The sequence below is a fragment of the Nisaea acidiphila genome, assembly GCF_024662015.1.
Lineage (GTDB): Bacteria > Pseudomonadota > Alphaproteobacteria > Thalassobaculales > Thalassobaculaceae > Nisaea > Nisaea acidiphila.
This window is the reverse complement of the sequence record NZ_CP102480.1, coordinates 4,480,092-4,501,082: the sequence shown is the minus strand read 5'-3', so window position 1 is coordinate 4,501,082 and position 20,991 is coordinate 4,480,092. Positions and strand designations below refer to the sequence as shown.

19 protein-coding genes and 3 tRNA genes are annotated in these 20,991 nt (G+C 62.8%); 7 read left to right on the top strand and 15 right to left on the bottom strand.

Going from position 1 to position 20,991, the window contains the following annotated elements; genetic code table 11:
- Positions 1–126 precede the first annotated feature (126 nt).
- The 7 genes from NUH88_RS21065 to NUH88_RS21035 form a co-directional block, all read right to left on the bottom strand.
- Entirely contained in the window at positions 127–345 is a 219-nt protein-coding gene (locus tag NUH88_RS21065) for a helix-turn-helix transcriptional regulator (RefSeq protein ID WP_257768750.1), read from the bottom strand.
- 36 nt (positions 346–381) lie between these two features.
- Entirely contained in the window at positions 382–801 is a 420-nt protein-coding gene (locus tag NUH88_RS21060; RefSeq protein WP_257768748.1) for a hypothetical protein, read from the bottom strand.
- Positions 802–910: 109 nt separating this feature from the next.
- Positions 911–1,381, bottom strand: a complete 471-nt coding sequence (locus NUH88_RS21055) for an L-2-amino-thiazoline-4-carboxylic acid hydrolase (protein ID WP_257768746.1) — start codon at positions 1,379–1,381, stop codon at positions 911–913.
- Positions 1,382–1,398: 17 nt separating this feature from the next.
- Complete coding sequence (locus NUH88_RS21050) at positions 1,399–2,277, bottom strand: alpha/beta fold hydrolase (RefSeq protein ID WP_257768744.1); 879 nt, start codon at positions 2,275–2,277, stop codon at positions 1,399–1,401.
- Positions 2,278–2,345: 68 nt separating this feature from the next.
- Positions 2,346–3,113, bottom strand: coding sequence for a LamB/YcsF family protein (locus NUH88_RS21045; RefSeq protein WP_257768743.1), 768 nt, complete (start codon positions 3,111–3,113; stop codon positions 2,346–2,348).
- Between the two features lie 74 nt (positions 3,114–3,187).
- Positions 3,188–5,863: a bifunctional acetate--CoA ligase family protein/GNAT family N-acetyltransferase gene (locus NUH88_RS21040; RefSeq protein WP_257768742.1), complete on the bottom strand. Its 2,676-nt coding sequence runs from the start codon at positions 5,861–5,863 to the stop codon at positions 3,188–3,190.
- Positions 5,864–5,975: 112 nt separating this feature from the next.
- Positions 5,976–6,677 carry a Crp/Fnr family transcriptional regulator gene (locus NUH88_RS21035; RefSeq protein ID WP_257768741.1) on the bottom strand — a complete coding sequence of 234 codons (702 nt, stop codon included), beginning with the start codon at positions 6,675–6,677 and terminating at the stop codon, positions 5,976–5,978.
- A 644-nt stretch (positions 6,678–7,321) separates the two neighbouring features.
- Between NUH88_RS21035 and NUH88_RS21030 the strand changes: the two genes are divergently transcribed.
- From NUH88_RS21030 to NUH88_RS21020, 3 genes are all read left to right on the top strand, one after another.
- Entirely contained in the window at positions 7,322–7,528 is a 207-nt protein-coding gene (locus tag NUH88_RS21030; protein WP_257768739.1) for a cold-shock protein, read from the top strand.
- A 352-nt stretch (positions 7,529–7,880) separates the two neighbouring features.
- Complete coding sequence (locus NUH88_RS21025) at positions 7,881–8,975, top strand: BMP family ABC transporter substrate-binding protein (RefSeq protein WP_372743530.1); 1,095 nt, start codon at positions 7,881–7,883, stop codon at positions 8,973–8,975.
- Positions 8,976–9,047: 72 nt separating this feature from the next.
- On the top strand, positions 9,048–9,740 hold the full coding sequence (locus NUH88_RS21020; RefSeq protein ID WP_257768737.1) for an RluA family pseudouridine synthase: 693 nt from the start codon (positions 9,048–9,050) through the stop codon (positions 9,738–9,740).
- 379 nt (positions 9,741–10,119) lie between these two features.
- Here NUH88_RS21020 and NUH88_RS21015 read toward each other — a convergent pair whose 3' ends face one another.
- Both NUH88_RS21015 and NUH88_RS21010 read right to left on the bottom strand, forming a co-directional pair.
- Positions 10,120–11,826, bottom strand: coding sequence for a sulfotransferase domain-containing protein (locus tag NUH88_RS21015; protein WP_257768735.1), 1,707 nt, complete (start codon positions 11,824–11,826; stop codon positions 10,120–10,122).
- Positions 11,827–11,937: 111 nt separating this feature from the next.
- Positions 11,938–12,846 (bottom strand): LysR substrate-binding domain-containing protein, encoded by a 909-nt coding sequence (locus NUH88_RS21010; RefSeq protein ID WP_257768734.1) that lies wholly within the window; start codon positions 12,844–12,846, stop codon positions 11,938–11,940.
- Between the two features lie 134 nt (positions 12,847–12,980).
- On the opposite strand from NUH88_RS21010, the gene NUH88_RS21005 reads away from it, so the two are divergent.
- The 3 genes from NUH88_RS21005 (at position 12,981) to NUH88_RS20995 (ending at position 14,721) form a co-directional block, all read left to right on the top strand.
- A complete protein-coding gene (locus NUH88_RS21005) occupies positions 12,981–13,529 on the top strand; it encodes a carboxymuconolactone decarboxylase family protein (RefSeq protein WP_257768733.1) in 549 nt (182 codons plus the stop codon).
- A 68-nt stretch (positions 13,530–13,597) separates the two neighbouring features.
- A complete protein-coding gene (locus NUH88_RS21000; protein WP_257768732.1) occupies positions 13,598–14,221 on the top strand; it encodes a pyridoxamine 5'-phosphate oxidase family protein in 624 nt (207 codons plus the stop codon).
- Complete coding sequence (locus NUH88_RS20995; protein WP_257768731.1) at positions 14,215–14,721, top strand: HPP family protein; 507 nt, start codon at positions 14,215–14,217, stop codon at positions 14,719–14,721. The genes NUH88_RS21000 and NUH88_RS20995 overlap by 7 nt, the downstream gene beginning before the upstream one ends.
- A gap of 4 nt (positions 14,722–14,725) precedes the next feature.
- Here the strand turns inward: NUH88_RS20995 and ggt are convergent, their stop codons facing one another.
- From ggt to NUH88_RS20975, 4 genes are all read right to left on the bottom strand, one after another.
- Complete coding sequence (gene ggt / locus NUH88_RS20990; RefSeq protein ID WP_257768729.1) at positions 14,726–16,462, bottom strand: gamma-glutamyltransferase; 1,737 nt, start codon at positions 16,460–16,462, stop codon at positions 14,726–14,728.
- 87 nt (positions 16,463–16,549) lie between these two features.
- Positions 16,550–16,624: transfer RNA gene (locus tag NUH88_RS20985), tRNA-Glu, on the bottom strand.
- Between the two features lie 73 nt (positions 16,625–16,697).
- Positions 16,698–16,773 (bottom strand) — tRNA-Glu (locus tag NUH88_RS20980).
- Between the two features lie 47 nt (positions 16,774–16,820).
- Positions 16,821–16,896: transfer RNA gene (locus NUH88_RS20975), tRNA-Glu, on the bottom strand.
- 184 nt (positions 16,897–17,080) lie between these two features.
- Here NUH88_RS20975 and NUH88_RS20970 point away from each other — a divergent pair.
- On the top strand, positions 17,081–18,139 hold the full coding sequence (locus NUH88_RS20970; protein WP_257768727.1) for a cyclase family protein: 1,059 nt from the start codon (positions 17,081–17,083) through the stop codon (positions 18,137–18,139).
- A gap of 51 nt (positions 18,140–18,190) precedes the next feature.
- On the opposite strand, the gene recJ is transcribed toward NUH88_RS20970, so the two are convergent.
- Positions 18,191–19,966: a single-stranded-DNA-specific exonuclease RecJ gene (gene recJ / locus NUH88_RS20965; RefSeq protein WP_308220077.1), complete on the bottom strand. Its 1,776-nt coding sequence runs from the start codon at positions 19,964–19,966 to the stop codon at positions 18,191–18,193.
- Positions 19,967–19,971: 5 nt separating this feature from the next.
- Positions 19,972–20,943: a class II fructose-bisphosphatase gene (gene glpX, locus NUH88_RS20960; RefSeq protein ID WP_372743573.1), complete on the bottom strand. Its 972-nt coding sequence runs from the start codon at positions 20,941–20,943 to the stop codon at positions 19,972–19,974.
- Positions 20,944–20,991: the final 48 nt, after the last annotated feature.

Below are 20,991 nucleotides of genomic sequence, written 5' to 3'. Positions count from 1 at the left end.
CGGCCCGCCGAATTTCCGCGTACGGTCCGCGAAGGGCTCCTCTTTCATGGGGCGATCTCCGGCGGCTCCAGCGCGCCGCCATGGGTCCAGAGACTGTGGAGCGCCTGGAAGCTGAGCATGTCGCGTTCAGGCATCCGAGCCGCCCACCCCGGCGTCCTCGTCTTCGAAAATGTCTTCGACCTTCAGCCCGAACAGGCGCGCGATCCGGAACGCCAGGGGCAGCGACGGGTCGTATTTCCCGTTCTCGACCGCGTTGACGGAGTTTCTGGAAACCCCCAGCCGCTCCGCGAGATCCGCCTGGGTCCAGCGCCGCTCGGCCCGCAACACGCGTAATCTGTTCTTCATCTCCGCCTCAATCGCCCCCTCAATCGCTCGTGCCGGTCATCGTTTGGATACCCACCAGAGCGAATGGCCGAGGGCGAATACCGCGCATTGCAGCAGTACCGCAAAGGAAACGCCCAATCCGAAGCCGACGGCGGGGAGCGACAGACCGCTTCTGGAATAGGACGCGATACTCGTCACCAGCCCCTGGAACCCGGGCAGCGCGATCATCAGCATGACGCAAACGATGGTGAGAGGAACGCCGAAACCGCTGGCGGCCGCCAACGCATAGCGGAGACTTGCCGATTGCAGCTCGTCACCGCCCCTGAAGACAGAGCGAAAGCACCATGCCGACCAGGCAATACAGAGCGTCGTGAAGACGACGGTCCCGGCGAACGGAACCTCGAAGACGAAGAACAGGGCCGCGCCGAAAACCGCGGCGAAGCCGACAAGGTACTGGGTTCGGGTAGAGATCGACATGAAAATCCTCCCTGACTAAATGACAATGAAACTTGTCACGTCTCGAGAAAGACTGTCAATCCTTCCGCATCGCGCCGCCGATGTCCGGCCCGGGGCTAATTATCCCTGGTTACCCCTCCCCCTCGTACCGATAACGGAAATCGCAATGGCTCGCCCCGCTCATGATGGTCTGGCCGCGCTCCATCGTGATCTTGTCCGAGTACCCCTCGCAGAAGCTGCCGTCGCGGTTGCAGGACAAGAGATGGCCGATCTCGCCGAGCCCCATCTCGCGGTACATCTCGGCATAGCGGCAGCGGGTGACGTTGAAATGGAAACTCTCCGCCGTCCGCTCAAGTTCCTCCGTCTCCAGCGCGCCGCCATGGGTCCAGAGACTGTAGAGCGCCTGGAAGCTGCGCATGTCGCGCTCGGGGCCGTCACGCTCGGCGAAGGTCTGCGCGTGGGCGATGGCCGCCTTGCGGATCGCGTTGCCGAGGATCTTCTGCGCGGCGGCCTTGCCGACCTCCGCCACCATCTCCTCGTAGATCGGCTTGATCACGTTCGCCTCGATGCGGCGCAGTTCGAGGATGGGAAGGTCGGTCATGGCGGGTCTCCTTCTCCCTAGCGTCCCAGCGATCCGTCCTTCAGCGAGCGTGGGTCGCGCAGCGCCCAGCGGCCGGCCTCGACCTCGTGGAAGAAGTCGAGAATGGTGCGGTTGAAGAGCGCCGGCTCCTCCAGGTTGAGAGTATGGCCAGTCTTCGGGAACATGGCGTGGCCGGCGGACGGGATGCAGCGCTTCATGTAGAGACCGCTTTCGAGGCAGCTCTCGTCCTCGTCGCCGTTGACGATCAGGGTCGGCACGGTCAGCGCGCGCATCTTCTCCTCCAGCTCCCAGAGCGAGGGGCGGAGCGCCTGCACGCCGCGCAGCGTGTTCGCCGAGCCTTTCGAGGAATGCTCGCCGAGCTGCGTCGCGAACTCGGCCCAGCCGCGCGGGTCCTTGTTCTGCAGCTGCACCCGGGCGGGCTCCAGCGCGTAGCCGGGCGCGACCTTGTCCATGCCCTCCGCCTCGATCCGGTCGGCGAGCGCAGTGGACTGGGCCTTGAACTCGCTCCGCTTCTCCGGATCGGCGCCGTAGCCGCAGCCGGCGACGACGAGCGAGAGCGCGCGTTCGGGATAGGCGAGGCCGAAATGCAGGGTGGCGAAACCGCCCATGGAGAGGCCGACGATATGCGCCGCCTCGATCCCGCTGCCGTCGAGCACGGCGAGAATATCGTCCCGCGCCCGCTCCTGGCTGTAGCTCGCGGCGTCCTCCGGCACATCCGAGGGCGTATATCCGCGCGCCGAATAGGTGATGCAGGTGTAGTAACGCGAAAGCGCCCTTACCTGGCTCTCCCAGCTCCGGTGATCGCCCGCGAATTCATGCACGAAGACCACCGGCGTTCCTTCGCCCGTGGTCTCGCAATAAAGCGCGACATCGTCGTTTGTCCGGATGTATCCCATCGGTCCCTCCCACCCTTGTTCTTGTCGGAACTATGCCGGATCCGGCGGGATGGCAGAAGAGCCGCCGGTCAGACGAAAGAGTGAAACGGCGTTATGGAAAGACCGGCGCTCTCGAGCCTCGCCCGGAGCGTCTTCGCCATCGCGACCGCCGCCGGGTTGTCGCCATGGACGCAGATCGTGTCGATCCGCCCCTCGATGCGCCCGCCACCCTCGGTCAGCACGGCGCCCGCCTCGATCATGCGGAGCACGTTGGCGGCCGCCTCCTCCGCGTCGTGGATGGTGGCGCCGGGCTGGCTGCGCGGAACGAGGTTGCCGTTCGCCTGGTAGGCGCGGTCGGCATAGATCTCCCGCGCCATGCGGAGGCCCACCTTTTCGCCCGCCCTTTCAGTCGCCATGCCGGGCATGACGACATAGATCAGCTCCGGTTCCACCGCCTTCGCCGCCCTGGCGATCGCCAGCGCGACCTCGTCGTCCTCCGCCGCGACATTGCCGAGCGCGCCGTGGCTCTTCACATGGGTCACTTTCGCGCCTTCCAGCGCCGCGAGGCCCATCAGGGCACCGATCTGGTAGGCCGCCATCTTCTCGAGATCGTGCAGACTGTCGCCCTGGATGCGGCGGCGCCCGAAGCCCCAAAGGTCGAGATAGCCCGGATGCGCGCCGATCCCGACGCCGCCGTCGCGCGCCCGGATCACCGTCTCACGCATCACGTTCGGGTCCCCCGCATGAAAGCCGCAGGCGACATTCGCGCTGGAGACGATCCCCAGCATCTCCGCGTCGGCTCCCAGCTCGTAAGTGCCCCAGCTCTCGCCCAGATCCGAATTGAGATCGACCTGCATGTTCCGCGCTCCGTTTCTCCGCCTCACTCCTGCATACACCCGGAGCGGATAGCTTTGAAGCCGGAGCGGTAGGCTCAGGCCGCGCGGTCGCGGGCGATTTCGAGGGTGACGAGCCGGGTGCTGACATCGTCCGGCGCCGCCGCCTCGGTAAAGCCGAGATCGCGGCAGAGGGCCAGCATCGCCTTGTTCTCCGCCATCACGTAGCCGATCATCTTCTTCAGCCCGCGCGAATGGGCATGGCGGATCAGATCGCCCATGAGCCGCCGGCCAAGGCCCTGGCCCTGCTGGTCGGTGCGGACAAGCGCGGCGAACTCGCAGGTCTCGAAATGCGGGTCGGCGGTCAGGCGCGCGACACCGAGGATCTCGCCATGGCTTTCCGCCACCAGCGCCATCTCGCGGTCGTAGTCGATCTGCGTCAGGCGCGCTGCGGTCTCGTGCGGCAAGGTCTTGACCGGGGCGAAGAAGCGGCGGCGCAGATCGTCCTGCGAGCTTTTCGCGATCAGTTGCAGCAGCGCCGGTTCGTCCTCCGGCCGGATCGGCCGCACATTGAGCGCGAGACCGTTATCGAGGCTGATATGGCGTTCCAGATGCTTCGGGTAAGGCTCGATCGCGACCGGGACGGCGTCCGCCTCCTTCTGAACCCGGATCCGCGCATCGAGCGCCAGGATACCGTGATCGTTGATATAGAGCGGGTTCACGTCGAGCTCGCGGATCTCCGGAAAATCCATCGCGATCTGCGAAAGCTTGACCAGAGCGGTGTAGAGTTCCTCGACGGCAGCCGCCGGCCGATTGCGGAAGCCCTGCAGCAACGACCAGACGCGGGTGCGCTGCACCAAGTCCTGCGCCAGCGGGATGTTCAGCGGCGGCAGGGCGATGGAACTGTCGGCCGCGACCTCGACCTCGACCCCGCCCTTGCCGAACAGGATGACGGGCCCGAAGACGGCGTCCGTAGTGATGCCGATGATCAGTTCCTCGGCATGCGGCATGGTCGCCATGCGCTGCACCGCGAAGCCCTCGATCCGCGCTTCGGGGTTGACGGACTTCACAGTGCGCAACATCTCGTCGGCGGCGTTCACCACCTGCTGCCGCCCGGTAAGATCCAGCCGGACCCCGCCGACATCGCTCTTGTGCGTGATGTCGTGGCTGAGGATTTTCAGTACCACGTGATTGCCGAGCTCGACCGCGGCGAGCCCCGCCTCTTCCGGATCCTTGGCGATCACCGTCTCGACCACGGGTATGCCGTAGGCGTCGAGCACGTCCTTCGCTTCCGGCTCGCTCAGCCATTCCCGCTTTTCGCCCAGCGCCCGGTTGATGATGCCGCGCGCCTTCTCCGTCTCCGGATGATAGCCTTCCGGCATCGAGGGCGGGGTTTGCATGAGCAGGTCGCGGCGGCGCTTGTAGCGCACCAGGTGCATGAAGCCGCTCACCGCCTGGTTCGGCGTATTGTAGGACGGGATAGCCGACTCGTAGAAAGCGCGCTTTGCCTTCTCCTGCGCGCCCTCGCCGACCCAGTTGGTCAGCACCGGCACCCGCGGCTTGTTCGACACGATCTGGCGCACCTTCTCGGCCGCCATGACGCTGTCGGCGATCGCGGTCGGGCAGTTCAGCACCAGCACCGCATCGACATTCGGGTCCTTCACCACCTCCTCGAGCGCCGCTTCGTACCGCTCCGGCGGTGCATCGCCGATAATGTCGACCGGATTGCCCCGCGACCATGTGTGCGGCAGCTTGCCGTTCAGCGCTTCGACCGTCTCTGGCGCAAGGTCCGCGAGGCGGCCTCCCTGTTCGATCAGGGTTTCCGTCGCCAGCACGCCGAGGCCGCCGCCGTTGGTGATGATCGCAAGCCGGTCGCCCGTCGCCTTCATGCCGGTGCCGAGCGTGTTCACCGCGTCGAACAGCTCCAGCAGGTCGTACACCCGGAGAATGCCGGCCCGGCGGAAAGCCGCATGGTAGACCGCGTCGGAACCCGCGAGCGCCCCCGTATGCGAGGCCGCCGCCTTGGCCGCCGCCTCGTTCCGGCCCGACTTGATCGCGATCACCGGCTTGTTGCGCGCGGCAGCACGTGCCGCCGACATGAATTTCCGCGGGCTGCTGATGCTCTCGATATAGAGCAGGATCGCCTTGGTGTTCGGATCGGCGACCAGATAGTCGAGCATGTCGCCGAAATCGACATCGGTCATGTTGCCGAGCGAAACCACGTGGCTGAAACCGATATTGTGATGTGCCGCGTGGTCGACCACGGCGGAGGCGACGGCGCCGCTCTGCGTGACGAAAGCGAGGTTTCCGGCCGGCGGCTGCACATGGAGGAAAGAGGCGTTGAGACCGATCGGAGGCACCATGATGCCGACGCAGTTCGGCCCGACGACGCGGAGCGGATATTGCGACTTGATGCGCTTGATCTCCTGCGCGAGGTCAGCGCCCTCACCGTCCCCCTCGCCGAACCCGGCGGTCACCACCACGGCGGCCCGTGTGCCGTTCGCGGCCAGCTCCTCGAGCACCGTCGGCACGGTGACGGCCGGCGTGCAGATCACGGCAAGGTCCGGGACCATAGGGAGCGAGCCGATACTGCGGTAGCAGAGCGTGGAGCCGATCGCGTTCTCGTGCGGATTGACCGGCAGGACCGGGCCATCGAAAGCGTCACCGAGCAGGTTGCGCGACAGCACCTTGCCGACAGACTGCTCGCGGTTGCTGGCGCCAATGATGGCGACCGATTTCGGCTGAAAGAGCTTGTCCAGGTTCCTGATCGACATCACGCGACCTCGTTATGCTGCATTGCAACATAATAACTCTAGCCCGGAAATGTGTCAGTCTTAATATGTTCGATCGTAAAAATGTCGCACCGCAGCAACCACAGGGCCGGCATCACTCCCGTCCGGCCCGCGCGTCGTCCACCATGCGCTTCAATTCGGCAAGATCCTTGACCACGTAAGCGCCACGGGTTCGCTCCAGCAGATCGCCGCGTTCCAGCGCCTTCAGCTCGCGCGTCACCGCCTCGCGGTGCGTGCTGATGCGGGCGGCGATTTCCGCATGGGTCGGCGGCGGCGAGATCCGGCCGGTATTGTCCACGATCCGGCCGGCCCGGGCGAGCCGCAGCAATTCCGCGTGGATCCGGTTGCGTACCCCCAGCGTGCTGAATTCGACCACGCGCTCGACCAGATTGCGCAGGGACCCAACCATACGGCGCATCACGGTCTGCGCGAGTTCCGGAAATTCCAGAAGCAGCTCGCGGAACATCTCCGCCGGCATGACGGCGACCACGGTCCGGCTCATGGCCACGATGCTGGCGGAACGCCGTCCATTGTCGATCGCCGCGAACTCGCCGAAATGGTGACCGGTCTTCAGATCCTGGATGATCACCGTCTTTCCGGTTTCCGAAAACACCGTGACGCGCACGTCGCCCCAGATGATGAAATAGACATCGGTCGACTCATCGTCGAGATTGATGATGACCTGATCGGCCTCGAAATTGCGCCAACGGCACCTCTTGTCGAGATCCGCGATTTTCTGTTCCGGCAGGCCCTGCAACAACGTGCTTGCCGCCAGACTGCGATTGATCGTCGACACCGGATTCTCCCCGCTATTCGTTCCCGGACGCACTTCCCCCATGACATCCGGCAAGGCCCCGACCGAAAGGGCCCAGAACCGCCATTTTGCAAGAGGTGAGCGAGCTTCACAACCGGATAGCGAAAGCCGGTTCTTAAAGCCGCTTCTCCTATGCACTTTGGAAAAGGTACGCGACCGTGCGGAATCCCACAGCGATTGCGCGAAATCGTCCTTATTTACTTTTCATCAGGAGGACAGATCGGATTGGTCGCCAAGAAAACGTTTTCCCCGCGTTGGCGGCCTTCGGCTCTCCTTACTGAATTTGAATGACATATCCCTGAGAGTCTCATTAGGGCCGCGCCACTTACGTACGATCTGGGCATTCCCCGCCTCCCTCATCGTTCCGGCGCGGTCTCTTTTTTTCTTATTTTTCAGAAACTTTCGGGTCCAGCCGGAAAACCTCGGGACACCTTCCGCAGGCTTTTTTAATCACAACTTCACTTGCCGCTCGCAGCGCCTCACCCTATCTCAACATGAGTGCATGGACGGCTTCGCCAATGGAGTGCTTTCTGCCGGCCCGAGCTGAGCGTCTCTCCAAAAGCGTGTTTAAGCTGACTTGAGCTATTGTTTAAGTGAAGAGTGGTGACAGTGGAGAGGTGTTTGAAATGCCCACGGGTACGGTAAAGTTCTTCAAGACCGACAAGGGATATGGGTTCATCACGCCGGAGGACGGCTCGCGAGACGTATTCGTCCATGTCTCGGCCGTACAAAATTCCGGTCTGCCGACTATTTCCGAAGGTCAGAAGCTGAACTTCGAAGTGCAGGAAGACACCCGAGGACCGAAGGCCGTCAATCTTTCGGTCGCGGATTAAGTGCGTCGTGCCGGCCTGACTTAGGGCCGGCGAGATAAAGCCTGTGTTCGTGCAAGCCGCAGCCGCCTGATGGCTCTCGGAAGATGGGCCGTGGGAATGGGTGTCGTTTGCTCTTCCACCATTGCTACATCCCCATTGAAAATTTCGACCTTCCTGATTGTGAAGCGGCTTCACAGAACGAAGCCTAATTGTCATATTTGCCCGCTGTCCGGGCGAAGTACCGCACCGGCACCAATGTTGTGCCCGCGCTGAGAACAGTGCAGGCAATCGGGAGGATTACCCCGCGGGCGGAAGAAGACCGGATGCGATCCGGCAATGCTTGCAAGAGGCTTCACCAACTCAGGAGAACTCAATGATTCGAGACTTCATGCGCGCCATCCTCGGCGGCGCCGGTATGGCGGCTGCGGTTCTGACCGCGGGCGCGATCGTCACTGATGCCCAGGCCGAAGACCTCAAGGTCGGCTTCGTCTATGTCGGGCCCGTCGGCGACCATGGCTGGACCTACCGCCACGATATCGGCCGCCAGGCGATCGAGAAGGAACTGGCCGGCAAGGTCACCACCAGCTTCGTCGAGAGCGTCCAGGAAGGCCCCGACGCCGAACGGGTCATCCGCCAGCTGGCCAGCGACGGCCACGATCTGATCTTCACCACGTCCTTCGGATTCATGAACCCTACCGTCAAAGTGGCGAAAAAGTTCAAGGACGTGAAATTCGAGCATGCGACCGGCTACAAGCGTGACAAGAACGTCTCCACCTACGCGGCCCGCTTCTATGAAGGCCGTTATGTCGCGGGCCTGATCGCCGGCAAAATGACCAAGTCCGGCGTGATCGGCTATGTCGGCTCCTTCCCGATTCCGGAAGTGGTGCGCGGCATCAATGCGTTCACCATCGCGCTGCGCTCGGTCAATCCGACCGCCGAAGTGAAGGTCGTCTGGGTCAATTCCTGGTACGATCCGGCGAAGGAAGGCGACGCCGCCAAGGCGCTGATCGACCAGGGCGCGGACATCATCCTGCAGCATACCGATTCCCCCGCCCCGCTTCAGGTCGCCGAGGCGCGCGGCGTACACGGTTTCGGCCAGGCTTCCGACATGGCGAAATTCGCCCCGAAAGCCCAGCTTTCCGCAATCATCGACAATTGGGACAGCTATTACGTCGCACGCGCCAAGGCAGTTCTCGACGGCACCTGGAAGTCCGAGGACACCTGGGGCGGCATCAAGTCCGGCATGGTCGAGATGGCCCCGTTCAATTCCGTCATTCCGGCGGACGTGCAGAAACTCGCCACCGACGCGATCGAAGGCCAGAAGAACGGCTCGGTCTTCGCCTTCACCGGCCCGATCAAGGACCAGAGTGGCACCGTGAAAGTCGCCGCCGGCGAGAAGCTGGATGACGGCGCCCTGCTCGGCATGGACTGGTATGTCGAAGGGGTGCAGGGCAAGCTTCCTAAGTAAGCTCCCGAAATCAAGACGGACACGGCCCCGCCCGATCCCGCGCGGGGCCGTTCCATTTGAAGAGGAAAGCGAATGACGCCGGAGGACATCCAGAACCGGGTGCTGCATCGGGACGGGCTTATTCTTGTCGTGGATAAGCCGGCCGGCCTGCCGGTCCATGCCGGTCCCGGCGGCGGCGACAATCTCGAGGCCCATTTCAAGCACCTGCAATACGGCCTGCGGCACGTCCCCGCCCTCGGCCATCGGCTCGACCGCGACACCAGTGGCTGCCTGGTGCTGGGCCGTCATCCGAAGGCGCTGAAAAAGCTCGGGAAACTGTTCCGCGAGGGCCTTGTCGAGAAAACCTATTGGGCCATCGCCCGCGGCGTGCCGAAACAGCCGGAAGGGCGTATCGCGCTCGCCCTGCGGAAAGTTTCCTCGAAAGGTAAAGGCTGGCGCATGCTCGTCGATCCCGCAGGCCAGGAAAGCGTGACGGACTACAAACTTCTTGCCGAAGGCGGCGGTCTCTCCCTCGTCGAGTGCTATCCGCGAACCGGCCGCACGCACCAGATCCGCGTGCATCTCGCAGCCATCGGATGTCCGATCGTCGGCGACGCGCATTACGGCGAGCGGCGGCCCGGCGAGCAGCTCCAGCTCCATTCCCGGAGCCTCACCCTGCCGATGCAGCAGAGCAAGCCGCCGGTGCACGTGGAAGCGCAGCCGCCGGCGCATATGCAATCACTGATCAGTGAATTAAATTATACAAAGAAAATCAAAGAAAACTAAAAAACCAAACACTGAAACCATAATCAAACAAATTATCAAAATTAAATTCACCTTTTTCTCTGACAACATTAATGAAAAATAAAACCCTCAAAGCAAAATGAACACCTCTTGCTTTTCAACACATTCAAAGACCACGATACGCCCCATATTTCCCTCCAAAAAATAATCATTGATCACCGGAACCTGCACTCGGCGATCGGAGACAGAATCAAATTACGTAGGCCTTATCTGAGAAAATGCGCGCATAAAACAAATTCACAGGTACTCATAATTATGGTCCGAGTGAATACACGAGCACCCGCCACCGGAAATAGCAGGACGCGCCAATTTTAAGTCCGCAATGGACACCTTTAGGAATCGATTTCTACCATCTTAGACATTATTTGCTTCCCAATGGCGTGAGAAGCCAAGACAAACCGGCGCCAGCTACGAGGCCGCCCAATTCTGGTGCATCTCTAATCAAAAGAGAGCGAACCATATTGACATGGTTTTCTGTGATCATGTTTCGCGGCTGCCGTTGGTTTTCGGATCGGAAATGCCCCTCGTTGCCACGGGCGACCGCGCGTTCCTGCATCTTCTCCACTGAAGTCTCCGCCTCGATGCGGGCGATCATGTCATCTGTCAGCTGGAGCCCAATGCGATCGGCCATCAGTTTTAGGACTTCTGATTTCTGGACCACAATTCCCTCGTAGGTGATCAGCGTTCCGAGTCCCTTCGATGCCGCTTGGAAAAGGCTCTCCATATGCTTCAGGTGCGGTGAAAGCCCACGCCAAGTCAGTGTCCTGTCACTGAATCCATTTATGACCATTGCGATGGCAGTCTCGTCTTCAATTCCATTGAAGCAGCCAGCGCCACCGACTGACCGGCCGAGCGCAGCGTCAACATCGTTCTGCAGGTGGTTGTACATAGAGAGAATGAGATCGAAGACATTCCGTACAATGAAGAAATTGTGTGCACCAGCGCCGCGCAGTACAGCCTCTACATGAGGCGTCAGGACCATGTGCCAACTGAAGAAATGACCAGCTGGAAAATCGATAAGACTCTCGTCTGCATAATCTGGTTGTCCGGGCCGAATCTCCGGCTCGTAGGGCTTGAGTCCGGTCAGCTCTTCCAGCATGCCGCGGACTAACCAAGTCCCGGCCTTCATAAGAGATGATACGAATATCGGTCGCGAAAGGTCAGGTCCGGGCTGTTTGACGGACACCAATGTGCCAGGCTTGTCGAGGTCAAACAGGTCGTAGCCGAATCTCCGATAGACCTCGGCGACCTCTGAGCGGACCAGTTTCCGGAAGGCATCTACTTTCCACCCGGGCCAGCTTTCATAAAGTGTTCGCGGATTTGCATTCACAGGCGCCTCGCCAGGAAACAAGGTCGGAACCATTTCGTAAGCTCTGTCCAGATCCTCCTGTTCGAAGATGACCTTTTCTTTCGTCAAAAGCCTCACGAGTTTTTGGAACAGCTCGGGAGACTCAATGATCTGCTCAATCGGCACATGGTTCTGAACGGCGTTCAGATCACTCAGGACCGCACCAAGCTGGGTCATCCCTTGATAAGCAGCCCAAACATCGATCTCGTTCTTATCGTACTCCTTGAGACCGAGGGCCCTGAACAGAGCATGACTGGCAACGCGCCATTCGTGAGCCAATGGGTCGCTCGCGCCGGCTCTCATTCGCATGTTTCCAGCGCGCCAGCGAATATAGAACTCCAGCCAAACCACAGGGTGACGCAGCAAATTAACGACAGGAATGCCGGAATAGGTCGGATTGGATAGCAAAGGCGCAAACTGCATCGCGCGATAGGAATAGCAATCACCGATTGCAGCGTAGGTCATTCCCATGTCGTTCAAGAACTCTGTAAATGGGACGAGCTCTGGCCGCTCACTACGAAGACGTTCTTTGAGATACTTCGGACGCGACCCTTCATGCGCGAGAAGCGCGAAAATCTCCCTATGCGAGTTGAGCGCTTTGGGCAACCAGCCGAAATAGTGATCTGCGGCATAGCCCCAGGCCGTGACGTAGAAGACGCGATAGTCGTCTTCGAGCTCTTTACGGATATCTTCACCGAACTTGCCGGTCGTCACGGACATGGGCGCCTCCAAACTTTACACAGCTGACGATATCACCGTTCTTTGGTCCTTGGCATTGTTCACTTAAAGAGCGCCGGCCCTTTCTTGGCTGCAAATCCGAGTGCGTGCGCCTCATCCCTGCATGTGCAGGATCTCGTTCTGGCGCAGTTCCTCAACCATGAAATCGACAAAGGCGCGGACCTTGGCAGAAGCGATCCGCCCTTCCGGATGCACCACATGGACAGGCACGGGAGGCGGACGGTACGCGTCGAGCACGGTCTGGAGCGCACCCTGCGCGACGCCTGGGGCAACCTGATAGGAGAGCAGCCGGGATATACCCCAGCCGCGCCGCATGAGCTCCAGGATCGCATCGTTCGTGTTGAGCGAGAGCCTCGAAGGGGCCTCTATCAAAAGATCCTTGCCGTCATCCCGGAAATTCCAGGCGACCTTGCGGCCGAAGGCCAGCGGGTTGATCAGGCGGTGCGCGTGCAGGTCGCTCGGATGCATGGGCATCCCATGTGCCTCGAAATAGGCCGGCGCCCCGGCGACGACACGGCAGACGCTGCCGACACGGATCGCGGAAAGGGATGAGTCTGGCAGCTCGCCGATCCGAACAGCGACGTCCAGCCCCTCTTCGATCACATTTACCACGCGATCGACGAACAGCGTCTCGGCCGTGACCTCGTCATGCGCCTGGAGGAAAGCTCCGAGCGCCGGCGCCACGACATAGCAGCCGAACAGTGCCGGAGCCGTGATCCTCAGATGCCCCCGCGGAACCTGACGGGCGCCGCGTGCCTGATTCTCAGCCTCTTCCAGAGCGGAAAGCACCGAGCGTCCGTCATCCAGCAACCTTCTGCCGCTTTCCGTCAGACGGACGGTCCGCGTGGTGCGCACCAGCAACCTCGACTGAAGTCGTTCCTCAAGGGCCGAAACGGCCCGAGTGACCGCCGGCGGCGACATTGCCAGAGCGCGGGCCGCAGCGGCAAAACCGCCCTCTTCGGCGACTTTCACGAAAACCTGCAATTCGCGGAATCGGTCCATACTTTATTCCATTTATCGGAATTATTTCTTCCAAACTACACACATTCATCCGATGAGCGAAAGCATCCATCTATCCGGTGCCGGGCAACAACTGACCTCCCCTCCTCACCCGCCCGGCCAGAAAGGACCAGATCATGGCTCGCATCGCCAAAGTCACCGCGGACACCGCCAGCGCCAAACAGGCGGCCCTGCTCGATGCCATCAAAAGCAAGCTCGGAATGGTGCCGAATTTCCTCGCCGTCCTGGCGCAGTCCCCGGTTGCCCTGAATTCCTTCCTCGGCTTGCACGCCGTCGCCGGTGACGGCGCGCTCGACGCTCAGACGCGGGAGCGGATCGCCATCGCGCTCGCGGACGAGAACGCTTGCCAGTACTGCCTCTCCGCCCATACCGCCATCGGCCGTAAGACGGGCCTCACCGACGCCGACATGGCGGCGAACCGCGACGGCGGTTCGACCGACGACAGGGCGGCGGCGGCCGTCCGCTTCGCCCTTGCCCTCAACAGAAACAGGGGTGCGCTGACCGCGTCAGAGTTCAACGCCGTGCGCGATGCCGGCTACTCCGATGCCGAGATCGTCGAGATTGTCGTGCATGTGGGCATGAACCTGCTGACCAACATCCTCGCCAAGTCGACCGAGATCGACATCGACTTCCCGAAGGTCGCGCTGACCGCGCGCGCGGCCTGAGGCCCCAAGGGAGCGGGCCGCCCCGCCCGCTCCCGCCCCGCCACGAAAACCGGGAAGAAGAGAGAGTCATGTCCGGAAACTTTGCCCAGATAAGCTTCACACCGGCCGTTCGCGAAGCGCAGACCCGTTACGGCAGCCGCGCGGCCTACAGCCGCCTGGACGGCGCGGCGACCGAAGCCACGAGCCTGAGCTCGAACGAAGCCGCCTTCATTACGGAGCGCGACGGTTTCTACCAGGCGACGGTTTCGGAAACCGGCTGGCCCTATGTCCAATACCGGGGAGGTCCTGCCGGGTTCTTGAAAGTGCTCGACGAGCGGACCATCGGTTACGCGGACTTTCGCGGAAACCGCCAGTATCTCAGCGTCGGCAACATGAACGGCAATGACCGGGTCTCGCTGATCCTGATGGACTATGCGAACCGCCGGCGGCTGAAGATCTGGGCCCGCGCGCGGATCGTGCACCGTGACGAGGCCCCGGACTTGGTCGCGAAACTCGAAATGCCCGACTACCGCGCACGGGTCGAGCGGGCGATCGTGCTGACCGTCGAGGCCTTCGACTGGAACTGCCCGCAGCATATCGAGCCGCGCTTCACCGAGGCGGACATCAAGGCACGCGTACGCCCGCTGGAAGAGCGAATCTGTCATCTGGAACTGATGCTGTCGGGACGGACGGATGGGGTTTGCGAATGCTGAAACTGATCCGGAAAATGTCCGGAGCCGGCACGCGTCCCGCTCCGGCGGAAGCCTTGCCCGCGCTGATCTGCGGCATCGGCGCGGCGATCGCGATCGCGGCCACGGCCGGACTCTCGGAGCTGTTCTCGGCGGAGCTGATGATGGCACCGTTCGGCGCGTCCTGTTTCCTTGCTTTTGCGGTGCCGGAAAGCCCGCTTGCCCAGCCGCGGAACATCGTGCTCGGGCATCTGGTCGCCTCCGGCGTCGGACTCGCCATCCTTACATTGCTCGGCCCCGGATGGCCGACGATGGCGCTCGCGGTCGGCCTCGCCGTCGCGGCGATGCAATGGACCGGGACCGGCCATGCGCCGGCGGGCGCGGATCCCATCGTGGTCTTCCTGCTGCGTCCCGATTTCGGCTTTCTGGTGACCCCGGTGCTGGCCGGCGCGCTTCTGATCGTCGCGGTCGCGCTGATTTTCAACAATCTGCGGCCGGGGAAGCGCTATCCGGTCTACTGGTGATCGCTTAATCGCCGCGCACCGTCCCCTCGCGCCGCGGATCGGCCCCGCCGACGAGCCGGTTCGCGTCGATCCGGATGGCATGGAGGCCGGAATTCATTGAGCGTATTTTCACCTCGTGGCCCTTCGCCTCCAGAGCCGCCGCCCAATCCGCGACCGCCGTTCCTTCTTCCAGGTCCGTCGCCCCGTTCCGATTGCTGACATGGCCGAGATTGACCGCGTCCTGCGGGCTCATCCCCCAGTCGATCATCCCGATCAGCGCCCAGGCGACATAGGGAATGATGCGGCTGCCTCCGGGCGAGCCAATGAGAATTACAGGCTTGCCGTCCCTGAGGACAATGGTCGGCGCCATGGAACTGCGCGGGCGCTTTCCGCCCTCGATCCGGTTCGCGACCGGCTTGCCGTCCTTCTCGGGAAGGAAAGAGAAATCCGTGAGTTCATTGTTCAGCAGGAAGCCCCCGGCCATCAGTCGGCTGCCGAACCCGGTCTCGATGGTGGTCGTCATCGATACGGCGTTTCCGTCGCCGTCGACGATGACGAAATGGCTGGTGCCGGCCCGCTCGGGCTGAAGGTCGGGTGAGAGATCGCCCCGCTGTGTGAAGGGCGGCGTCCCGGCCTCCGCCTTGTTCATCGCCGCGCGGGCACTGATCAATGCGGCGCGCGCCCGCAAGTAGTGCGGGTCCAGCAGGCCGCGCATCGGCATTTCGACATAATCGAGATCCGCCATAAAGAGCGCCCGGTCCGCATAGGCGAGCTTTGAGGCCTCGGCGAAGAGATGCGCCGCCTCAGGTCCCGGACCTGCGGCTTCGAGGTCGAAATGCCTGAGCATGCCAAGGATCTGCCCGACCGTCAGCGCTCCCGAGCTCGGCGGCCCCACGCCGCAGACATCGTATCCGCGATAGTCGATACAGACCGGCTCCCGCTCCTTAGCCCGGTATGCCGCGAGATCTGCGGATGTCATCGGGTTCGGATTGTCCGGCGTGGTCGCGAGGGCTGCGAGGATCCGCTCCGCTATGGCTCCCGCATAGAACGCTTCTGCACCGTCCGCTGCGATCGCTTCGAGGCTCGCCGCGAATTCCGGGTTTTTCAGCAGAGTACCGGCCGGTTTCGGTGTGCCGTCCGCCGCAAAGAAGTAGGCCCGTGTGGCCTCGTGATCCGGCAGACCGCGCTTTGCCGCCCCGACGATCGCCCCGGCGAGACGCGGAGAAATCTCGAAACCGGCGCGCGCCCGGTCGATTGCGGAACGGAACAGAACGCCCCAGGGAAGCCGCCCATGCGCCTCGTGCACCATCTCCAGCATTGCGACGGTTCCCGGCACGCCGACAGAGCCCGCACCGTTCACTGCCTCCCAGAAGCCTTTCTTCGAGCCGTCCGGCTTCAGGAAATAATCGGACCCGGCGGCCATCGGCGCCGTCTCGCGGCCATCATAAGTGCTGAGTTTTGCGCTCTTCGCGTCCCAGTGAACGAGAAACGCTCCGCCACCGATGCCCGAGGATTGCGGCTCGACCAGATTCAACATCATCTGCACGGCAACCGCAGCATCGGTGGCACTGCCGCCACGTTTCAGGATTTCGTAGCCGGCATCGGCGGCGAAAGGATTGGCGGCAGCGACCATGAAGCTCTTCGCCGTTCCCCCGGTCTGCGCCGTCAGACCGCTCGGCCCCTCGGGCTGCATGTCCCCCGCCCGCGCCGCCGCGGAAACCAGAACCGCGCCTGCCAGCAAAATCGCCGCACGCTTCAGCATCGAACCCTCCCCTTGCGTCATCCGCTTAAGGTGGTGTCCCACAAGGCGCCGATAAAGTTGAAAAGGTTTCTGGACCAGTCGAAAAACTGGTGACCCCTACGGGACTCGAACCCGTGTTTCAGCCGTGAGAGGGCCGCGTCCTAACCGCTAGACGAAGGGGCCTTTTGTTCGAGTGTGTCACGAGCGCAGTGCGCCCGCAAGCAACCCGGTTCGAAGTACTCGTGTTCGGACGAAGTGGCGACCCCTACGGGATTCGAACCCGTGTTGCCGCCGTGAAAGGGCGGTGTCCTAGGCCTCTAGACGAAGGGGTCGTCGGCAGCGGTCATGGACCGCCATACGCGCGACACACCGAGGTAAGTGGCGACCCCTACGGGATTCGAACCCGTGTTGCCGCCGTGAAAGGGCGGTGTCCTAGGCCTCTAGACGAAGGGGTCGTCGTCGAGCGAGGCGTTGGTGTACTCGACCCCCCTTTGGAAATCAAGCGCAGATTTTCCGCTCGCGCGACCGGAGAGAAATCCGTTTTGAAGTTCCGGCAAAAGTCGAAATAATCAGCACACGGAGCTAAAACGGCCGCTCCATAAAATCAACCAGAGCCGTCTGATAACACGGGAGGAATTCATGAAATCCTTTGGGATCGCAGCGCTCGCCCTTGCGGGAACGCTGGCTTTCGCCGGCACCGGCAAGGCGGAATGCACGGCGGAGAACTGGCAGGACTGCGCCGGCAAGCCATGGGTCGACGGCGACAAAATGGAGACGCCGCTCGGCGCCAAATGGTGGCCGAATCCGCTCTGGGGAGCGGGCGACGAAGCCGGGTCGACCAACTGGTACACGAAGCCGGAAGTCATCATGCGGGCCATGGCGCAGGTCAAGACCGGCAAGGCCTTCAAGATCGGTCATCCCTATACCGCCGACATGCCGCTCTTCGGCGCCCGTAAGTTCACGCTCCGGATTCCCGGCGCGCCGACCGGTGGTGCCTTCGGCGGAAACCAGGTCATGTGGAACGACGAGTTCCTCGCGACCGAAATCGGCCAGGTCGGCACCCAGTTCGACGGGCTCGGCCATATCGGCGTCAATATCGGTAAGGGCGGCAATAAAAGCGAGATGCGCTGGTACAACGGCATCACCGCCGAGGAAATGATCACGCCCTACGGCCTCGTGAAACTCGGGACCGAGAAGCTGCATCCGATCATTGCCCGCGGCATCATGCTCGATATCGCGGCCGTTCGCGGTGTCGACTCGATGCAGAAAGGCGAGGTCATCACCATGGAGGATGTCCGGGCCGCCTTGAAGAAGCAGGGCATGGAAGGCTTCGAGTTCGCCGAGGGCGACGCGATCATCTTCCGCACCGGCTGGGAGAAGCACTGGGACAATCCCGCCGTATACAATGACGGCTGCCCGGGCATCGGCATGGAAGTCGCCCGCTGGATCGCCGAGGATGTGAAGGCCGGCGTCACCGGGGGCGACACATGGCCGGTCGACGCGGTTCCGAACCCGGATCCGGGCTGCGTCTTCTGCGTCCACACCTTCCTGCAGACCCGGCACGGTATCGTCAATCAGGAGAACCTGAAGCTTTCGGAGCTGTCGGCAGCGGGCGTCTACCAATTCGCCTATGTCTACTCGCCGGCCCCCATCACCGGCGCGACAGGCTCAATGGGCGCACCGATCGCGATCCACTGAGATCCCGACATCGAACGAAGAACGGCGCCCCGGAGGGCGCCGTTTCTTTTTTCAACCGACCTCGGCCGCGTCGTCGATCAGGATCTGCACGTCGCTGCGGCCGTTCCAGTCATCGGGCCGAAGATGCCCCGCGACATGGATCGGCCTGCCGGAACTCTTCATCAGGGCGGGCCCGAGATCGCCTTCCAGCGCCCGGAAAGCGATGCCTTTGACCTTCTTCCCGTCCGCACCCGCGAAGAAGCAGCGGACATGACCCGTGCCGACCTCGCGCACATCGACGACACGGACGTCGCTCAGCACGAAACGCGGCTCGGAATTCCCTGCTCCGAACGGCCCGACTTTCTGGATCGTATCCGCGAGTTCCCGGCTGGCGCCGCCCGCCGCAAGAGGCGCGTCGACCGAGAGCGTCGGCACAAGCGGCTCTCCTTCGAGCTCACTATGGATCCGCTCGCCGAGAAACCCCCGGAACGCGTCCAGCTTATCCGCTTCGATCGTGAACCCCGCCGCCATGGCATGACCGCCACCGGCGAGCAGGAGCCCCGCCTGATGCGCCGCAATGACCGCAGGACCGAGGGAGACGCCCGGAACGGACCGTCCCGATCCCTTTCCGATCCCGTTCTCCAACGCGATGACACAGGCCGGACGGTTGAAGCGCTCCTTGAGGCGGCCGGCAACAATGCCGATAACCCCCGGATGCCAGCCCTCGCCCGCGACCACCACCGCCGGCAGTTCTTCCGGCTGATCGGCCGCGAGCGCTTCGGCTTCCGCCAGAACATTCGCCTCGACCTCACGGCGCTCGGCATTGAAGCGCTCCAGCTCGGCGGCAAGACTGCTGGCTTCGGCCTCCGAGTCCGTCAACAGCAAGCGCGCGCCGAGATCGCTCTGTCCGATCCGACCACCGGCGTTCACCCTCGGGCCGAGCACGTAGCCGAGATGATAGGGCTCGGGCCGGGCATCGACCCCGGCTACGTCGGAAAGCGCGACGATTCCCTTGTTGCCGCGCTGCGCCATGACCTTCAGCCCCTGGATGACGAAGGCGCGATTCAGTCCCTTCAGCGGCACCACGTCGCAGACCGTGCCTAGCGCAACCAGATCAAGCAGATGGAGCAGGTTCGGCTCCCGCTTGCCGGAGAAATAGCCGTTCTCGCGCAGAGCCCGGTTGAGCGCGACCGTAACGAGGAAAGTGACGCCGCAGGCGGCGAGATGGCCGAGCGTGCCGTCCTCGTCGATCCGGTTCGGATTGACCACGGCGACTGCTTTCGGCAGCTCCGGCTCCGCCATGTGATGGTCTACGACGACGACATCGAGTCCCGCAGCGGCGGCGGCGCTCAACGGCTCGTATGCCGTCACGCCGCAATCCAGTGTAACGATCAGCTTGGCGCCCTGCTCCTTCAGCTTGAGAAGCGCGGGCGTGTTCGGGCCGTAGCCTTCGCTCACCCTGTCCGGGACATAGAGCAGCGGATCGACGCCAATCCAGCGCAGGTAGCGGATCAGGATCGCGGCGGACGTCGCTCCGTCCACATCGTAATCGGAGAAGACCGCGATCCGCTCGCCGTCCCGAATCGCGCGTTCGAGACGCGCAATACAGGCCGTCATGTCCTGTAGCATGCCGGGGTCCGGCATCAGGGATTTCAGGGTCGGATCAAGGTAGCTCTCGACCTCGTCGAGACCGATTTGGCGGGCCGCGATCAGGCGGCCGACCAGCTCCGGAAAGCCGAAGCGCTGAGCGATCGCGAGACCGATCCGCTCGGTCTCGGGATTTGTGCCATGCCGCGGCACCCAGCGTTTGCCGGTGAAGGACCGTTCGACGCCGAGAAAGCTTTTCACGGCCGTCAGTTCGGATCGAAGCCGGTCTCGGCGGACTTGCGAGTCCAGTCATGCTGCGCCTCGATGGTGCGAACCGTGCCTGTCTTGGAACGCATGACAATCGAGTGCGTGAACGCCCCGCCCGGATATTTGCGGACGCCGCGCAGCATGGTGCCGGTGGTTACACCCGTTGCCGCGAACATGACGTCGCCGCTGGCGAGATCCAGCAGGCCGTATTTCCGGTCGAGATCGGTGATCCCGAGACGATGCGCCCGGCCCTTCTCGTCGTCGTTGCGGAACAGGAGACGCCCCTGCATCTGGCCGCCGATGCAGCGCAGAGCCGCCGCCGCCAGGACACCTTCCGGCGCCCCGCCCGAACCCATATACATGTCGACGCCGCTCATCGGCTGCGAGGTCGCAATGACACCGGAGACGTCGCCGTCGGAGATCAGCATGATACGGGCGCCGGCCGCACGGACCTGAGCAATAAGCTCGCTATGGCGCGGACGGTCGAGGATGCAGACCACGAGATCCTCGATCTCCATCTTTTTCGCCTTGGCGAGGTTCGTCAGGTTCTCGAGGACCGTGTTGTCGAGATCGACCACGCCCTCGGGCAGATCGCCACCGACAGCGATCTTGTCCATGTAGACGTCCGGCGAATTCAGGAAGCCGCCCTCGTTGGCCATTGCCACGACCGCGAGCGCATTCGGGCCGCCCTTGGCGGTGATGGTGGTACCTTCGAGCGGATCGAGCGCGATATCGATCTTCGGACCGCCCTTGCCGACCTTCTCGCCGATATAGAGCATCGGGGCCTCGTCGCGCTCGCCCTCGCCGATCACAACGGTGCCGTCGATATCGAGATTGTTCAGCGCGTTCCGCATGGCGTCCACGGCAGCCTGATCCGCTTCTTTCTCGTCACCGCGTCCCATCAGGCGCGAAGCCGCGAGCGCCGCCGCCTCCGTCACCCGCACCAGTTCAAGCGCGAGGTTCCGGTCCATGGTCAGCGTGCCCTGCGTTTCCTTGTCGGCCATTGCAGCTATCCTTTG

Excerpts from the sequence above, each read along its gene's own strand:
- NUH88_RS20995 (WP_257768731.1), top strand. The coding sequence starts at position 14,215 with ATGCTGAAACTGATCCGGAAAATGTCCGGAGCCGGCACGCGTCCCGCT.
- NUH88_RS21015 (WP_257768735.1), bottom strand. The coding sequence starts at position 11,826 with ATGTCCGTGACGACCGGCAAGTTCGGTGAAGATATCCGTAAAGAGCTC.
- NUH88_RS21000 (WP_257768732.1), top strand. The coding sequence starts at position 13,598 with ATGTCCGGAAACTTTGCCCAGATAAGCTTCACACCGGCCGTTCGCGAA.
- NUH88_RS21050 (WP_257768744.1), bottom strand. The coding sequence starts at position 2,277 with ATGGGATACATCCGGACAAACGACGATGTCGCGCTTTATTGCGAGACC.
- NUH88_RS21020 (WP_257768737.1), top strand. The coding sequence starts at position 9,048 with ATGACGCCGGAGGACATCCAGAACCGGGTGCTGCATCGGGACGGGCTT.
- NUH88_RS21055 (WP_257768746.1), bottom strand. The coding sequence starts at position 1,381 with ATGACCGACCTTCCCATCCTCGAACTGCGCCGCATCGAGGCGAACGTG.
- NUH88_RS21005 (WP_257768733.1), top strand. The coding sequence starts at position 12,981 with ATGGCTCGCATCGCCAAAGTCACCGCGGACACCGCCAGCGCCAAACAG.
- ggt (WP_257768729.1), bottom strand. The coding sequence starts at position 16,462 with ATGCTGAAGCGTGCGGCGATTTTGCTGGCAGGCGCGGTTCTGGTTTCC.
- glpX (WP_372743573.1), bottom strand. The coding sequence starts at position 20,943 with ATGGACCGGAACCTCGCGCTTGAACTGGTGCGGGTGACGGAGGCGGCG.
- NUH88_RS21060 (WP_257768748.1), bottom strand. The coding sequence starts at position 801 with ATGTCGATCTCTACCCGAACCCAGTACCTTGTCGGCTTCGCCGCGGTT.
- NUH88_RS21010 (WP_257768734.1), bottom strand. The coding sequence starts at position 12,846 with ATGGACCGATTCCGCGAATTGCAGGTTTTCGTGAAAGTCGCCGAAGAG.
- NUH88_RS21025 (WP_372743530.1), top strand. The coding sequence starts at position 7,881 with ATGATTCGAGACTTCATGCGCGCCATCCTCGGCGGCGCCGGTATGGCG.
- NUH88_RS21040 (WP_257768742.1), bottom strand. The coding sequence starts at position 5,863 with ATGTCGATCAGGAACCTGGACAAGCTCTTTCAGCCGAAATCGGTCGCC.
- NUH88_RS21065 (WP_257768750.1), bottom strand. The coding sequence starts at position 345 with ATGAAGAACAGATTACGCGTGTTGCGGGCCGAGCGGCGCTGGACCCAG.
- NUH88_RS21030 (WP_257768739.1), top strand. The coding sequence starts at position 7,322 with ATGCCCACGGGTACGGTAAAGTTCTTCAAGACCGACAAGGGATATGGG.
- NUH88_RS21045 (WP_257768743.1), bottom strand. The coding sequence starts at position 3,113 with ATGCAGGTCGATCTCAATTCGGATCTGGGCGAGAGCTGGGGCACTTAC.
- NUH88_RS20970 (WP_257768727.1), top strand. The coding sequence starts at position 17,081 with ATGAAATCCTTTGGGATCGCAGCGCTCGCCCTTGCGGGAACGCTGGCT.